The sequence below is a fragment of the Variovorax humicola genome (assembly GCF_037889915.1).
GTDB lineage: Bacteria > Pseudomonadota > Gammaproteobacteria > Burkholderiales > Burkholderiaceae_C > Variovorax > Variovorax humicola.
In genome coordinates, this window is sequence record NZ_JBBKZV010000018.1 from 110,360 (window position 1) to 126,159 (window position 15,800).

General features: G+C 66.3%; 11 protein-coding genes and 1 pseudogene. 4 read left to right on the top strand and 8 right to left on the bottom strand.

Going from position 1 to position 15,800, the window contains the following annotated elements; translation table 11 throughout:
* Nucleotides 1–2 precede the first annotated feature (2 nt).
* From hmgA to WKW80_RS23935, 4 genes are read right to left on the bottom strand one after another with little or no spacing between them, the layout of a single operon-like run.
* Complete coding sequence (gene hmgA, locus WKW80_RS23920) at nucleotides 3–1,298, bottom strand: homogentisate 1,2-dioxygenase (RefSeq protein ID WP_340366063.1); 1,296 nt, start codon at nucleotides 1,296–1,298, stop codon at nucleotides 3–5.
* Nucleotides 1,299–1,320: 22 nt separating this feature from the next.
* Complete coding sequence (locus tag WKW80_RS23925) at nucleotides 1,321–1,527, bottom strand: DUF2783 domain-containing protein (protein WP_340366064.1); 207 nt, start codon at nucleotides 1,525–1,527, stop codon at nucleotides 1,321–1,323.
* A gap of 10 nt (nucleotides 1,528–1,537) precedes the next feature.
* Nucleotides 1,538–3,208: an FAD-dependent oxidoreductase gene (locus WKW80_RS23930; protein WP_340366065.1), complete on the bottom strand. Its 1,671-nt coding sequence runs from the start codon at nucleotides 3,206–3,208 to the stop codon at nucleotides 1,538–1,540.
* A 31-nt stretch (nucleotides 3,209–3,239) separates the two neighbouring features.
* Nucleotides 3,240–4,211, bottom strand: a complete 972-nt coding sequence (locus WKW80_RS23935; protein ID WP_340366066.1) for an MBL fold metallo-hydrolase — start codon at nucleotides 4,209–4,211, stop codon at nucleotides 3,240–3,242.
* 171 nt (nucleotides 4,212–4,382) lie between these two features.
* On the opposite strand from WKW80_RS23935, the gene WKW80_RS23940 reads away from it, so the two are divergent.
* Entirely contained in the window at nucleotides 4,383–5,213 is an 831-nt protein-coding gene (locus tag WKW80_RS23940; RefSeq protein ID WP_340366067.1) for an IclR family transcriptional regulator, read from the top strand.
* A gap of 378 nt (nucleotides 5,214–5,591) precedes the next feature.
* Here WKW80_RS23940 and WKW80_RS23945 read toward each other — a convergent pair whose 3' ends face one another.
* Genes WKW80_RS23945 through WKW80_RS23960 form a run of 4 tightly spaced genes read right to left on the bottom strand, consistent with a single transcriptional unit; the run spans nucleotide 5,592 to nucleotide 9,597 of the window.
* A complete protein-coding gene (locus WKW80_RS23945; RefSeq protein ID WP_340366068.1) occupies nucleotides 5,592–6,428 on the bottom strand; it encodes an ABC transporter permease in 837 nt (278 codons plus the stop codon).
* A complete protein-coding gene (locus WKW80_RS23950) occupies nucleotides 6,425–7,249 on the bottom strand; it encodes an ABC transporter permease (protein WP_340366077.1) in 825 nt (274 codons plus the stop codon). The genes WKW80_RS23945 and WKW80_RS23950 overlap by 4 nt, the downstream gene beginning before the upstream one ends.
* A 50-nt stretch (nucleotides 7,250–7,299) precedes the next feature.
* Nucleotides 7,300–8,391 (bottom strand): ABC transporter ATP-binding protein, encoded by a 1,092-nt coding sequence (locus WKW80_RS23955; RefSeq protein WP_340366069.1) that lies wholly within the window; start codon nucleotides 8,389–8,391, stop codon nucleotides 7,300–7,302.
* 30 nt (nucleotides 8,392–8,421) lie between these two features.
* Complete coding sequence (locus tag WKW80_RS23960; RefSeq protein ID WP_340366070.1) at nucleotides 8,422–9,597, bottom strand: extracellular solute-binding protein; 1,176 nt, start codon at nucleotides 9,595–9,597, stop codon at nucleotides 8,422–8,424.
* A 353-nt stretch (nucleotides 9,598–9,950) separates the two neighbouring features.
* Here WKW80_RS23960 and WKW80_RS23965 point away from each other — a divergent pair, with 353 nt between their 5' ends.
* From WKW80_RS23965 to WKW80_RS23975, 3 genes and pseudogenes are all read left to right on the top strand, one after another.
* On the top strand, nucleotides 9,951–13,997 hold the full coding sequence (locus WKW80_RS23965) for a Pls/PosA family non-ribosomal peptide synthetase (protein WP_340366071.1): 4,047 nt from the start codon (nucleotides 9,951–9,953) through the stop codon (nucleotides 13,995–13,997).
* Between the two features lie 182 nt (nucleotides 13,998–14,179).
* Nucleotides 14,180–14,293, top strand: a pseudogene (locus tag WKW80_RS23970) (phage baseplate assembly protein V); the annotation flags it as partial.
* 178 nt (nucleotides 14,294–14,471) lie between these two features.
* Nucleotides 14,472–15,800: type VI secretion system Vgr family protein (locus WKW80_RS23975; protein WP_340366072.1), on the top strand; the 1,329-nt coding region annotated here is incomplete at its 3' end.

Genomic DNA, 15,800 nt, shown 5'->3' on the forward strand with positions numbered 1-15,800 from the left:
ACCTACTTCCTGAATTGGTCTTTCAGGCCAGCCCAGCAGTCGGCGTAGTCCTGGTCGAGCGAGTTGCTCGACAGCGCCCACGCGGTCGGCAGGAAGCGGTAGCGGCTCTCGAACATGAAGGCCAGCGTGTTGTCGAGCTTCTGCGGCTTCAGGTCGGCGTTGCTCGCCTTGTCGAAGGCTTCTTCGTCGGGTCCGTGCGGCACCATGCAGTTGTGCAGGCTCGCGCCGCCCGGCTTGAAGCCGCCGGGCTTGGCGTCGTATTCGCCGTACACCAGGCCCATGAATTCGCTCATCAGATTTCGGTGGTACCAGGGCGGACGGAAGGTGTCTTCCATCACCAGCCAGCGCGGCGGAAAGATCACGAAGTCGCAGTTGGCGGTGCCGGGTGTGTCGCTCGGCGAGGTGAGCACGGTGAAGATCGACGGGTCCGGATGGTCGAAGCTGATCGAGCCGATGGTCATGAAGTGCGCGGTGTCGTACTTCACCGGCGCCAGGTTGCCGTGCCATGCGACCACGTTGAACGGCGAGTGGCTTGTCGGCGCGCGCCAGAAGCGGCCGCCGGCCTTCTTGACGAGTTCATAGCCACCCTCTTCCTTCTCGTAGGCCGCGACGGGCGCCTGGAAGTCGCGTGCATTCGCCAGGCCGTTGGAGCCGATCGGGCCCAGTTCGGGCAGGCGGAATTGCGCGCCGTAGTTCTCGCAGGCATAACCGCGCGAAACGCCGTCGGGCAGGCCGACCTTGAACACGACGCCCCGCGGCACCAGCGCGATCTCGCCGGGCTTCACCTCGAGCACGCCCATTTCGGTGGTGAGCACGATGCGGCCCTGCTGCGGCACGAACAGCATCTCGCCATCCGAATTGACCAAGGCACGCCGTTCCATCGAACGGCCCGCGATGTAGACCAGCGCGCCGATGCCGGTCTGCGCCTCTGCATCGCCATTGGCCGCGAGCGTCTGCATGCCGTCGATGAAATCGACCTGCTCCGCGGCATCCATCGGCATCGGATGCCAGCGCAGCGGTTCGGGCGGCAGTGCGACGCTGCGGTCGCCACCGGTTTGCCAGCTCGATTGCGAATAGGGCTGGTAGCGGCCCGCCACCACGGAGGGCTGACGGCGATACAGCCAGGTGCGCCGGTTCTCGTGGCGCGGCGCGGTGAAGGCGGTGCCTGAGATCAGCTCCGGATACAGGTCGAGCGGTGCACGCTGCGGGCTGTTGCGCCCCTGCGGCAACGCGCCGGGCACGGCCTCGGTGGCGTATTCGTTTCCAAAGCCCGTCTGGTAGGCGAGTGGTGTGGTCATGGACTGTTCTCGAGAGTGATGTTCAGGCGCGACGGGCCGCTGCGAAGGCCTCGCGCAGCACCGGCATCGAGCCGATGTGGTTGGCCAGCAGCAAGACAAGACGCGCATTGAAGGCGTGGCTTTCTTCCGTCGAGAGGCCTTGATGCGCTTCGATCAGCGCTTCGTAGAAATCGTCCGGCGCGTCGAGATTCGAGGCGGTGACGAGTCGGGGTTGGGTGACTTGCAACATGTGATTTCCTTCAGGCCCAGGCGAGGGCACGGTCCAGCGCGGCACGGATGCCCGCTGCATCGGGCTGTCTCCAGCGCGCGCAAACATGCTGGTCGGGGCGCAGCAGGTAGACGGTACCGACCTCTGCGTCATAGCGTTGGGCCGCCAGCGCATGGGCGTCATCGAGCGGCACGACCACGGTCTTGACCGGCACGTGCGCCGCCGCCGCCGCTTCGGCCACGGCGCGCGCCGCCCGGTCGGACTTGACGTCCATGCCGAACACCAGCGCGGTGAAGTCCTCGCCACCGGCACGTTCCAGCAACCATCCCACGCTGCCGTCCGCCCGGACCAGCGGCGCATCGGAAGCCACGGCACCCGGCACCATGCGGCCGTTGAATGCCTCGGCGTCGGGCGTGTTCAACGACGAAGTGCGCAGCGTGGCCGGCACCGAGAGACGGCCGCTGTTGACGAGGGTCCGCGCGAACGCATGCGACTTCGCCAGTTCCAGCACCGCGTCGCGGAACAGCCGGCTGATCTCGCTCTTGGGCGTGATGAAGTCGGTAGCGCGCGTCGAATTCAGGATGTTCTCGTCGGCAGCGTATTCGCGTTCCAGGCCGTAGCTGTCGAGCAGCGCATCGGATGCCTGGCGATTCAGAATCGCCGCGAGCTTCCAGGCCAGGTTTTCCGCATCCTGCACGCCCGAGTTGGCGCCGCGCGCCCCGAACGGCGACACGCCATGCGCCGAGTCGCCCGCGAACAACACGCGGCCATGGCGGAACTGGCTCATGCGCAGGCACGAGAAGGTGTAGACGCTGGCCCACTCGAGGTCGAACTGCGCGTCTTCGCCGAGCAGCGCCTTGACGCGCGGGATGATCTTCTCGGGCTTCTTTTCTTCCTCGGGATCGGCATCCCAGCCGAGCTGGAAGTCGATGCGCCAGACGTTGTCGGGCTGCATGTGCAGCAGCACGCTCTGGTTGGGATGGAACTCCGGATCGAACCAGAACCAACGCTCCGCCGGCCGGTCCATCTTCATCTTCACGTCGGCGATGAGAAAGCGGTCCTTGAACTGGCGGCCCTTGCTTTCCTGGCCGAGCAATTGGCGCACGCTCGAACGGCCGCCGTCGCAGGCGGCAACGTAGTCGGCTTCCAGCAGGTACGGGCCGTCGGGCGTCTCGACCGTCAAGGTGACGTGGTCCGCATGCTGAACCACGCCCGCGACCTTGTTCTTCCAGCGCAAGTCGATCAACGGCAACTCGGCCGCACGCTCGGCCAGGAACCCTTCGACGTAATACTGTTGCAGGTTGACGAAGGCCGGCCGCGAATGGCCTGCTTCGGGCAGCAGGTCGAAACTGTAGATCTGCTCGTTCTTGAAGAACACGCGGCCGACGTTCCACGACACGCCCTTGTCGACCATGCGGTCGCCGCAGCCGAGCCGGTCGAAGATTTCCAGCGTGCGCTTGGCAAAGCAGATGGCGCGCGAACCGGTGGACAGCGTGTTGTCGTTGTCGAGCAGCACGACCGGGACGTGGCGCTGCGCCAGGTCGATGGCCAGCGAGAGGCCTACCGGCCCTGCCCCCACCACGACCACGGGCCGACGCACCGGCGTCGAAGCGTCCTGGTCCGGATGGCGCACATAGTCGAACACCAGTTTCTGGTAGTCGACGGCATCCCCCTTGCGTGACGCAAGTTCGTTCAATTGCATGGTGTGTCTCCTGCGGGGCGCGTAGGGTGGATCAGCCTTCGAGCGTCTTCCACATCTCGACGTCGCGCTCGGCGGTCCAGATGCGCGGGTCGGTGTATTGGGTGGCTTCGTCGTAGCAGCGCGTCACGTCGAAGGGCATGCAGTGGTCGAAGATGACCCAGTGGCCGTACTTCGGCTTGAGCGCGGCAAAGGTGTCCTTGTAGACGGCATTCAGGTCCTTGCCCGCGGCCACGCCCTTCTGCACGTTGGCATACACGTCGGCGATGAAGTCGCGGGTTTCGCTGAGGCCCTTGGCCACTTCGTCGGGCGTGGTGAGCGCAGCGCCGCGTCCGGGCACGAGCGCCTTGGGCTTGAGCGCTGCGATGTTGTCGAGCGTCTTCGGCCAGTCCTTGAAGTAGGCATCGCCCGCATAGGGCGTGGCGCCGAATTCGACCAGGTCGCCCGACAGCAGCGCACCCTCGCCCGGCAGCCAGACGACGGTATCGCCCTTGGTATGGCCGCGGCCGAGTTGCAGCAATTGCACTTCGAGCTTGCCCAGCCAGAGGGTCATCTTGCCGGTGAAGGTCATGGTCGGCCAGGTCATGCCTGCCGGCACCGTCTCGACGTTCTGGAACAGGCGCGGGAAGCGGCCGATCTCGCTGGCCTTGTCCTGCTCGCCGCGTTCGACGATCAGGTCATAGGTGTCCTGGCTCGCGAGGATGTGGTCGGGCTTGTAGGCGCTGGCACCGAGCACGCGCACCGCGTGGTAGTGCGTGAGCACGACGTACTTGATCGGCTTGTCGGTCACTTCGCGGATGCGGCGGATCACGTCGGCGGCCATGGCCGGCGTGGCTTGCGTGTCAGCGACCAGCACGGCGTCGTCGCCGATGATGATGCCGGTGTTCGGGTCGCCTTCGGCCGTGTAGGCCCAGGCATGTTCGGAGATCTGGCTGAACGTGACGTTCTTCTCTTCGAGGTCGGCCTGGGAGGCGAATTTCTTGGTGGCGGTTGCGGTGGCGGTCATCGGGGGCGGCTCCGGTTGATGTTTGACTAAACCTAACGTGTTTGCAATTATCCAATCAATGATTCGTCTAGAGCGAATCAATTTGTTAATGATTAACTAGGGTTTTCCCTGAACTTAAGGCTTAACGCGTTTGTCGTTGTCTAATTCGATGGCAAAACCTAAGGTACCGACATGAGCGAAGAAGGCGAAGCGCGGCAGCAGCGCGGGATACAAAGCGTCGAAGTGGGCGGCCAGTTGCTGCGCGCGCTGGTGCATCACGGCCGGCCGATGGCGCTGGGCGACCTCGCCCGCGACGCCGACATGGCGCCGGCCAAGGCGCATCCGTACATGGTCAGCTTCGGACGACTCGGGTTGATCGAACAGGATCCCATCAGCGGGCAATATCTGCTGGGCCCGCTCGCAATGCAACTGGGTTTGATCGGGCTGCAGCAGAACAACCCGGTGCAGATCGCGACGCCATTGATCGACGCACTGGCGCTCGGCATCGGGCAGACCGTCGCGATCGCCGTGTGGGGCGACCGCGGTGCCACCATCGTGCGGATCGCGGAGTCGCCCGCCGCGGTGCATGTGGTGATGCGGCACGGCACCGTGTTCTCGCTGACCAGCACCGCATCCGGCCGCCTGTTCGGCGCTTACATGCAGGCACCTGTCGTCAAGCAGTTGCTGGAGGAGGAACGCGCGCGTCGCAAGCAGCGCGACCGCGTCGATCCCACGCCGCAGCCCGGCATGCCGGTCTCGGCGCCCATGCCGACCTGGCGCGAGTTCGAGCTGGAGCTCGAAGAGGTCAAGCGCCATGGCCTGAGCCGTTCCACCGGCGAGATCGTCCCGGGCATCAATGCGATGGCGGCACCGGTGTTCGACCACAAGGGCGCGATCGTGCTGTCGATCACGGCGATCGGCGCGGCGGGGGTGTTCGACAGCCATTGGGATGGGGAACTGGCCAAGGCGCTGAAGGCGTGCGCCCGGCAAATATCGCAACGGCTCGGCGCGCCCGAGCCCTGACCCTCAAACCAGTTTTCCGCCACGCGTGACCTGCGACCCACAAAACCAGGACGAGCACGGCGAAGTCTGTTCGTGGGCACCCGCGGAACCGGCTTTGCCGGTCCGCCGGGTGCGCCCCCTGGAGGGGGAAGCGCCGCAGGCGCATCGGGGGTGTTTTATCCTAGTTTTCCCGCGACGCATGAAACCAGGACGAGCCCCGCGAAGTCTGTTCGTGGGCACCCGCGGAACCGGCTTTGCCGGGCCGCTGGGTGCGCCCCCTGGAGGGGGAGGCGCTGCAGGCGCTTCGGGGGTGTTTGATTTCCCCCGCGGAACCGGCTTTGCCGGGCCGCTGGGTGCGCCCCCTCGAGGGGGAAGCGCCGCAGGCGCTTCGGGGGTGTTTCACGCCCTTTCGCGTACACGCGACACCAATTGCGTCGGGCTCACGAAGCGCATCGCGATCAGCAACCAGAGCAGCGTGACCGTCATGTACACGATCGCCATCGCGTCGATCGATTGCGGCGCGCGAACGCCGGCCGCGAACACGGCGTAGTACAGCGCGACCACCAGCGTCTGCGAACTCGGCCCGGCAGACAGGAACGTGAGTTCGAACATCGCGATCGTGCGCACCAATACCAGCAGCGAGGCGGCCAGGATGCCCGGCATCAGCAGCGGCACCAGCACGTATCGAAAGGTCTGCCACGTCCTCGCGCCAAAGACCCGCGCCGCCGCCTCGATGTTCGGATCGATCTGCTCGATGAAGGGCGTCATGACGAGGATGACAAAGGGCAAGGCCGGCAGCAGGTTGGCCAGGATCACGCCGGCCAGCGTGCCGCCGAGGTGCAGCTTGTAGAGCACCGTCGCCAGCGGAATGCCGTAGGTGATCGGCGGAATCATCATGGGCAGCAGGAACAGCATCATCAGCGCCCGCTTGCCCGGAAAGCTGCGGCGCGCCATCGTGTAGGCCGCGGGCACGCCGATGAGCACCGAGAGCACGACGACAGCCACCACCACCTGGAGGGTGACGAAGAGCACGTCGCCAAGCTGGAACTCCTTCCATGCGGCGGCGTACCAGTGAAAGGTGAAGCTCTCCGGCAGGAAAGTCCCGAACCAGCGCTGCGCCACCGAGTTGGTGCCGACCGAGACGATCATCAGCGCCACATTCAGCAGGAACAGCGTCATGACCGACACGACCAGCAGGTTCCAGAGGCGGCTCGGCCAATGGTCGTGCGCGTTCATCCCTTGCCTCCGCTCACAGGTCCGCGATAGGCAAGGCCGCGCAATGCGAGCACGAAGACCACGACGACCAACTGCACGCCGCCCATGATCATCGCGATGCAGGACGCCATCGAGTAGTCGTAGTTCTCGAACGCCGCTTCATACGCGGCGATCGAAATCACGCGCGTCGGCCCGGCGGGTGCTCCCAGCAGGACAGCCGACGGAAACACCGAAAACGCCTGCACGAACGCGAGGCAGAACGTCATCGCCAGCCCCGGCGCGAGCAACGGCAACACGATGTGGCGGAATTGCCGCGCAGGCGTGGCGCCGAGCGTGGCCGCGGCCCGCGACAGCACCGGATCGATGCCCGTCACATACGAGAGCAACAGCAGGAAGGCGAACGGAAAACCCGAGATCACCAGTGAAATCAGCACGCCCCAGTAGTTGTGCGTGAGCCGCACCGGCCCGTCGTACAGGTGCAGTGCCTGCACGGCCTGCGAGAACCAGCCGCGCGGCCCGAAGTAGGTGAGCATGCCTTCGGCGATGAGCACGGTGCCCAGCGTCAGCGGGATCGTGAGGATGGTCGTGGCCACCTTCTGGTAGCGCGTCTTGTGGCGCAGACGGTAGGCCAGGGGTACGGCGATGCCCACGTTGATCAGCGTTGCGGGCAGCGCCAGCTTCATCGTCGTGCCGATGGTTTGCCAGAGCGAGCCCGTGTCGAAGAACTTCCTGTAGTTGGCCAGCGCGCCGCCGCCTTCCATTGGCAGGAACGACAGGCGCAATCCGTCGAGGAAGGGGTAGACGAACACCAGCAGCATGAAAACCGTGGCCGGCAGCGCCATCCACAGCGCCGGGTCGCGCCAGAAGCCGCCGATGTTCGATGGCTGCTGGTTCACGGGGCTGCTTCCTGTGGATACACCAGCACCCGATCCGCCGCCGCAGAGACCGACACCGCATCCCCCGGCCTGGCGCCGCCCGCGCTGCGAACAAACAGGCGCACGCCATCCGCGGTGCGCAGCATGAAGAGCGATTCGCGACCGTAGTACTCGACGGTCTCGACAATGGCTTCGATGCGGTTTGCGACATCTCCGCCCGAATCGACGAAGAACATTTCATCCGGCCGGATGCATGCGACCGCCCTGCCCTGCGGAATGCGTTCATTCGCAACCCGTGTCCCAACCAGGCGAATTCCCGGTCCGCGCGGTTCGGTCCTGCCGCCCTGCTCCGTCGCCTCGACCATCAGTTCGTTGCGGTAGCCCATGAAGCGCGCGACCGCCAGGTTGGCCGGCTGGCCGTAGATGACAGCCGGCGTATCGACCTGCTGCACGCGCCCGTCCTTCATCACGACGATGCGATCGGCCAGCGACAGCGCCTCGTCCTGGTCGTGCGTCACATACAGCGTGGTCCGGCCCAGCTCGCCGTGGATACGGCGTATCTCGGTGCGCATCTCCAGCCGCAGCTTGGCATCGAGGTTCGACAGTGGCTCGTCCATCAGGATCAGCGGCGGCTCGATGACGATGGCGCGCGCAATCGCCACGCGCTGCTGTTGCCCACCCGACATCTGGCCCGGCAGCTTGTTCACGTGCGCGCCAAGCTGCACCAGGTCGAGCGCGCGCCGCACGCGCCGGTCGATCTCGTCCTTCGGCAAGCCGCGCATCAGCAGGCCGAAGCCGACGTTCTTCGACACCGTCATGTGCGGGAACAGCGCGTAGTTCTGGAACACCATGCCGAAGCCGCGCCGCTCCGGCGGCAGCGAATCGACCCGCAGTTCATCGAGATGGATCGAACCCGCGCTCAGCGGCAGCAAGCCCGCGATGCAGTTCAGGGCCGTCGACTTGCCGCAGCCCGACGGCCCGAGCAGCGCGATGAACTCGCCGCGGCGAATGTCGAGCGTGAGCCCGTCGAGCGCCGCCGGCGCGTCGGCCGCGGTGCCGAAGCGGCGCGTGACCCCTTCGAGCCGCAGCGTCGCGAAGTCGTGCGCCATCGAATCGGCTTCGAATCGGCTTCGGATCGGCTACTTGGTCTTCTGCGCGCCCACCTCTTCATCCCACTTGCGCAGCGCCTTGACCAGCGACTGCGAGTCCAGCGGCTGCGCATGCGGCCGATTGGCGATCCACTCGGCGTATTCGGCACGGCCGAATTCCCTGATCACGTCCTGGCTCTCTTTCGGCGCCATCGACAGCGGCACGTTCTTCACCGCCGGCCCGGGATAGAAGTAGCCCTTGTCGTAGGTCAAGGCCTGCTGCGCCGGCTGGAGCAGGTGCGCCATCACGTCGAACACCACGCCCTGCTTTTCGGCGGCCAGGCCCTTCGGGACCATCATGTATTGCGTGTCGTTGACCCAGGTGAAGTCCTTGAACGCGGCGATCTTGTAGTTCTTGGGCACCACGCCCAATGCCCGCGGGTTGATGTCCCAGCCGGTAACGCTCACGGTCATGTCGCGCGAGCCTTCGCCGAACTCGCGCATCGTGGCCGCCGTGCCGCCGGGGTAGTACTCGATGCAGGAATTCAGGTCCTTCAGATAGGCCCAGGTCTTGGCCCAGCCGTTGACCGGATCCTTCGGGTCCTTGTCGCCGAGCAGGTAAGGCAAGCCCATCAGGAAAGCCCGCCCCGGGCCGGAGTTCGCTGGCCGGGCATAGATCAACTTGTTCGGGTTGGCCTTGCACCAGGCGAGCAATTCTGCCGGCGTGGTGGGCGGCTGCTTGACCTTGTCGGGGTTGTATTCAAGCAGCGGCCCGGCCGGCATGAAGACCACCGCCAGCGCCTGGTCGCGCGCCAGTTCCTGCATCTTGGCCGCTTCCGGCAGGTAGTTGCCGATCACGCCCGGGAATCTGGCGGCCTGGTCCGGCAGCACGCGCACCCAGAGGCTTTGCTCGATGCCGGCGGAAAGAATGTCCAGTCCGCCCAGCACCAGGTCGATATCGGCACGGCCCGCCGCCTGCATCGCCTTGAGCTTGCCCGGCAGTTCGGGCGCAGGCGCCTTGGTGAAGGTGAACTTGACGTTCGGGTTCTTCGACTTGTAATTCTCGATGGCGTCCTGCAGCAGCGCCAGCGCGCCGCCCACGTCCACCACATTGACCGTCACGTTCTGCGCGTGCACGAAGCCGGCCACGGCGCACAGCGCGACGGCGACAACGGCGCGCGCCCGATGGAAGCGGCCGCGCGCCGCGGCGAAGGTCGAGGTTTTCATGTGCCGTGTCTCCTGTTGGCAGTCGATGGGTGCGACCTTTTTTCCGACTTCCAACCGCGCGTTCGCTACGCGGTTTCGAGGCCTACCGGACGTGGCCAGCCGGCTCCGGCGAAGTGTATTTAATCGTTACCTGCCCCACAAGCGGTGAACCCTCTACGTGCCTGAAGCGCCCGTCGCTCGGCTGCGACCAGCTTTCCACCGCCGCGCGGCGCGTCCAAGCAACACTTGTGCGCAAATGTTTGCACACCGGGTGCTTCCGCTGTGCACTGGCGACCGCCATCGCACGTTGGAATGGGAAAATCGGGTGATTGGCAGCCAGCCATTTCCCGCCGCTTGCTGCTCCCGGATCGCCGATGTATCTCACCTTCCCGACACCCACCCAGTCCGCCCCCTCATCCGACGCCGACTCTCCCCATATCGTCCGCGGCCCGCACCGGCCAGACCTCATCCGGACGGAAATCCTCGCTGACCTGTTCGAAACCACCGCCGCACGAATCCCCGCCCGCACGGCGCTGATTTTTGGCGAGCACGCGCTGAGCTATGGGGAACTGGATCAGATGGCCGACCGGGCCGCGTCCCGGCTTATCGAAGGCGGCGTGCGTCCTGGCCGCATCGTGGGCTTGTGGCTACCGCGCGGCCTGGAACTGCTGGTGATGCAGGTGGCCATTGCCAAGACCGGCGCCGCCTGGCTGCCGCTCGACGCCGACACCCCGGTCGAACGTGTCGGCGTTTGCCTCGATGATGCCGATGCCGTCGGCATCGTGAGCTGCAACGAGTTCGCGCCCAGGCTGGCCGCCATCGGCCGGCCGCCGTGGACGGCCGAGGCGCTGCTGGCACTTCCATTCGACACGGAGACGGCTGTGCGTCGCCACGGCGCGCTGCAGTCGCATCCGGCCTACGTCATCTACACCTCCGGCTCCACCGGCAAGCCGAAGGGCATTGCGATCACCCAGGGCAGCATCTGCCACTTCCTTCGCAGCGAGAACGCGCTGCTGGGCGTGCGGGAGGACGACCGCGTCTACCAGGGCTTCTCGGTCGCCTTCGACATGTCGTTCGAGGAAATCTGGATCAGCTACCTGGTCGGCGCGACGCTCTGGATCGCGCCGAAGGTCATCGCATCCGACCCCGAGGCGCTGCCCCGGGCGCTGATCGGGCAGCGCATCAGCGTGCTGCATGCCGTGCCGACGCTGCTGGCGCTGTTCGATCGCGACGTGCCCTCGCTGCGCCTGATCAATCTCGGCGGCGAAATGTGCCCCGCGTCGCTGGTCGAGCGCTGGGCGATCGCTGGTCGGCAGGTTTTCAACAGCTACGGACCGACCGAGGCGACGGTGTCGGCCAGCATGGCTGAACTGGCCGCCGGCGAACCCGTGACCATCGGCCGGCCGCTGCCCAACTACGCGATGCTGGTGATCTCGCCAGAAATGGCGTCTGAGCCCGCATTGCTGCCGCGCGGCGAGGTCGGTGAGCTGTGCATCACCGGGCCCGGCGTGGCCGCCGGCTACCTGGGCCGCCCCGAGTTGACGGCCGAGAAATTCCTGCGCAATCCCTGGTCGCGCGACAAGAGCGACACGCGGCTCTATCGAACGGGCGACCTGGCACGCATCGACGAACAAGGATGCGTGCAGTGCCTGGGACGCACGGACGACCAGATCAAGATCCGCGGCTTCCGCGTGGAGCTTGGCGAAATCGAAGCCGTTCTGGCGCAGCAGCCAGGCGTCGGAACCGCGGCCGTGGTGCTGCGCGAGGCGCAAGGCGTCGACCAGTTGATCGCGTTTCTGGTGGCCGAGAGCGCCGGCAATGTGTCGGCATCCGCATTGCGCACGGCGCTGGCGGAGCGCCTGCCGCCCTACATGGTGCCGAGCCGCTTCGAGGTGCTGCCGCAGATGCCGCGCCTGCCCTCCGGCAAGATCGATCGCAAGGTGCTCAAGGCGCAGCCGCTGGCCGAGGCTCCAGCGTCGACCGAAGGATCGGACACGCCGGCGTCACCCACCGAGGCCGCCGTGTTCGCGGCCATGTCGACTCTCTTTCCGGGCTTTGCCATCCGGCGCAGCTCGGATTTCTTCGATGAACTCGGCGGCCATTCGCTGCTGGCGGCGCGACTCGCGACCGCACTGCGCGCCGACCCGCGCTTCACCAGCATCACGGTGCGCGACATCTACAACCACCGCACGGTCGGCGCCATTGCCGCCGCGCTGGAGGCCAGCAGCGCCCAGCCTGCCGAGCGCGTGCCCGACTGGACACCACCTTCCGCGTGGCGCCGCTGGCGTTGCGGCCTGGCACAGGCGGGCGCCATTCCGGGACTGGTCGCGTTGCGCATGATGCAGTGGCTCGCGCCCTTCTTCACCTACCACTTCTACACGGGCGCCCCGGACGACTCGATTCCCTACGCGATCGCGATGTCGATGGTTGCGTTCCTGCTGACCACGGTCCTCGAGTTCGCCATCGCCATCGCCGGCAAATGGCTGATCGCCGGACGCCTTCGGCCGGGCCGCTACCCGCTCTGGGGCCTGACCTATTTCCGCTGGTGGCTGGCCGACCGGCTGTGCGATGCGGCGCCGACCTATTTCATCAGTGGCTCGTCGCTGCAGTCCTGGTGGCTGCGTGCGCTGGGTGCGCGCATCGGCAAGGACGTGCTCATCGGCTCGGTCAAGGTGCGCGCGCCCGACCTGCTGTCGGTGGGCGATGGCGCCAGTGTCGGCAACGCGGTCAACCTGGAGAACGCGCGGGTGTTCTGCGGCCAGCTGCTGCTCGGCCCGATCGCCATCGGCGCCCAGGCGCACGTCGGTTCGTATGCCGTGCTGGAGGGCAACACCTCCGTCGGGGATTGGGGCCATCTCGACGGGCAGTCCGCGCTCGCCGATGGCCAGGCCATGCCGGCCCGGCGCGTCTGGAGCGGCGCCCCGGCACGCGACATGGGCGCCTTCGATCCGTCGTCGCTGCGCCCCCGCCCGCCAGTCAGCGCGCGCCGGTTGCTCGGCGAAGGCGTGTTCTTCGTCGTCGGCGCCATGCTGGTCGCCGCGCTGTTCTTCCTGCCGGTGTTCCCGACCTTCATGCTGATCGACGTGCTGGACGACAGCGAAGGAGCGACCTGGATCGCGTCCAACTCCGCCGTGCTGATCTTCAAGTATTTCGCGCTGGCGCTACTGGCGAGCCCGGTGATGATCGTGCTGACGGCGCTGATCTCTGCCGGCATCCGCTGGAGCGTGCTGCCGCGCCTGAAGAGCGGAAGCTGGCCGGTGCACAGCAACGTCTACTGCGGCAAATGGCTGGTCAACCAGATCCAGGAGTCGAGCCTGCAGGTGCTGCATGGCGTGTATGCCACGCTGTTCGCACCCATGTGGTACCGGCTGCTGGGCGCCAAGGTGGGCCGCAATGCCGAAATCTCGACTGCGCTCGGCGTGGTGCCGGACATGCTCACGCTCGGCGACGGCACCTTCATCGCCGACGCGGTACTGCTGGGCGACGAGGAGATCGACGGCGGCTGGCTGACGATGCAGCCGACCGTGGTTGGCCGTCGCAGCTTCATCGGCAATGGCGCCTACATCCCCGACGGCACCACCGTGCCCGAGAACGTGCTGATCGGCGTGCTCGGCCGTGCGCCCGATGCGGCGGAAATGCGCAGCGGAGAAACCTGGCTCGGCTCACCGGCGCTGCGCTTGCCGGCGCGCGAAGTCGTCACCGGGCACCCCGAGTCGCTGACCTTCAACCCCTCGCTGCTGCGGCGGGTCGGACGCGGCCTGGTCGAGGCATTCCGAATCGTCGTGCCGCATGCCATCGTGATCGCGGCGGGCTACAGCATCGTGCAGGCGGTCATGCCCTCGGCCGCACGCGAGCACTGGGGCGCGGTGGTCGGCTACCTCACGCTCGACGGGCTGATCTTCGGCCTGTCCACCTTCGTGTTCGTGGCGTTGTTCAAGTGGATCTTCCTGCGCCGTTACCGGCCGCTCGCAAAGCCGATGTGGACGCCCTTCGTGTGGCTGTCCGAAGCGGCGACGAACATCTACGAGGGCATTGCGGTTCCCAACTTCATGAACTACCTGCGCGGCACGCCGTGGCTGCCGGTGGCTTTCAACCTGCTGGGCGCGCGCATCGGCCGCGGGGTGTACCTGGACACCACCGACCTCACCGAGTTCGACTGCGTGCGCATCGGCGACTACAGCGAGCTGAACGCGCAGTGTTGCCCGCAAACCCACCTGTTCGAAGACCGGGTGATGAAGGTCCACCACGTGAACATCGGCTCGCGCGTGAACATCGGGCCGCGCAGCATCGTGCTGTACGGCGCTGTCGTGCATGACGGCGCGCAACTGGGTCCGCTGACGCTGGTGATGAAGGGCGAGAGCATTCCGCCCTCGTCGCGCTGGAGCGGCAATCCGGCGATGCCTGTCGCAAGCGGCGCCTGACGCTGGGCTACTCGGTTGTGCTGGTCGAAGACGCGCACACAACCGAGGGCAATGCCTTCGTGATGCCCCGGCAGGTCATCCAGCATCACAACGCGATGCTTGCCAATATCGCGAGCATCGGTCCCAGGGCCCGGACGATCCCGAGCGACGCCATTCGTTGCAATACCTGAAATAGCGGTGCCAGTTCCCCCTGGGCCGGCATCCAGCTTGGCGGCATCCAGATCCCGCGCATCGGCCAGGAGGTCATCGTCGACTTCCTCGGCGGCGACCCCGACCCGCCCGTCTGCACCGGACGTCGGTCGCGTTCTGGAATTCGCGCTTGCGGGACCATGAGTGCGTCTCCCGGGGTGGGAGACGATTGAGTTTGGTTCGCTGGTTATGCTTCTCCGCGGTTCGGGGGACATCCAGCCCCCTTGCCGACGAAGTTCTCGCCACTGTCACGGCGATCAATAGAAACTCAGGGAGAAAACAAGAATGTTCCGTACGCTGACCATTGGCGGCCCGGCCGTGCCCATCTTTCTGGGCGCGCCTGCATTGCAGCCGGTGCGCCTGTCGGGCCGGGAGGGCCTGAACAGCCTCTTCGAATACGAGCTTCTGCTCAAGACCCCTGACGCATTGAACCTCGGCGCCAGTGGCGCAACCGACTTCAACCTCGACGACTTCATCGGCCGCGAGATCAGCTGCGCCATCCAGCTCGACGGCATGGGCGAATTCCTCCCCGGCGTCGTCGGAGCCAGCACCGACCACATCGGCGCCGGTGTGCGCCAGATCAACGCCCTCGTCGCCGACGCGGCCTTCTGGGGCGAAGAAGGCCGCCACATCCAGTACCGCCTCACCCTGCGCCCCTGGCTGCACCTGGCCACGCTGGCCACCGACTGCAAGATCTTCCAGAACAAGAGCGTCATCGACATCCTGGACGAACTCCTGGGCGACTACCCCTTTGCCGTCGACAAGCGCCTCATCGAGACCTACCCCCAGCGCGACTACCAGACCCAGTACAACGAAAGCGACTTCGCCTTCTTCGAGCGCCTGTGCCAGGAATGGGGCATCAGCTACTTCTTCGAACACTCCGAAGGCAAGCACCGGCTCGTGCTCATCGACAACATGGGCGCCTACAAGGACAACCCGAGCGAGGCGTACCGGCAAGTCGAATACCACGCCCCCGGCTGGAAACCCGACGCCGAATACCTGCACAGCTTCGTCCCCCGCAACCGCCTCACCAGCGGGCGCTACACCACCCGTGACTACGACTACACCCGCCCCCGCGCCGACCTGACACAGACCCGCAGCGACCCGCGCCCCACCGGCCAGGCCGAAGGCGAGGTCTACCAGTGGCACGCAAGCCAGGGCGCCAGCCACTACGCCCAACCCAAGGCCGGCACGGGCGAGGCCAACGACCCGCATGAGGAAGGCCGCTTCCTGAGCCTGCTGCGCATGCAGGCCCTGCGCACCCACGGCGCGCGCGCCCAGGCCAGCGGCAACCTCCGGGGCATGACCCCCGGGTGCACCTTCAGGCTCGCCAGGCACCCGAGACAGCAAGCCAACGCCGAGTACCTCATCCTCGACACTCACCTCCTCATCGAAGACGTGGCCCAGGACAGCCAGATCAGGGATGCGGCGCCTGGGCGCAGGCAGCGATGGAAGGTCGAAGTCGAGCTCACCGCCCACCCCGTCAAGGAGCCCTTGCGCCCCGCCCTCACGCAAACGAAGCCCCACACCCACGGCCCGCAGACCGCCCTCGTCGTCGGCCCCGAAGGCCAGAACCTGTGGACCGACGAACTCGGGCGCATCAAGGTGCAGTTC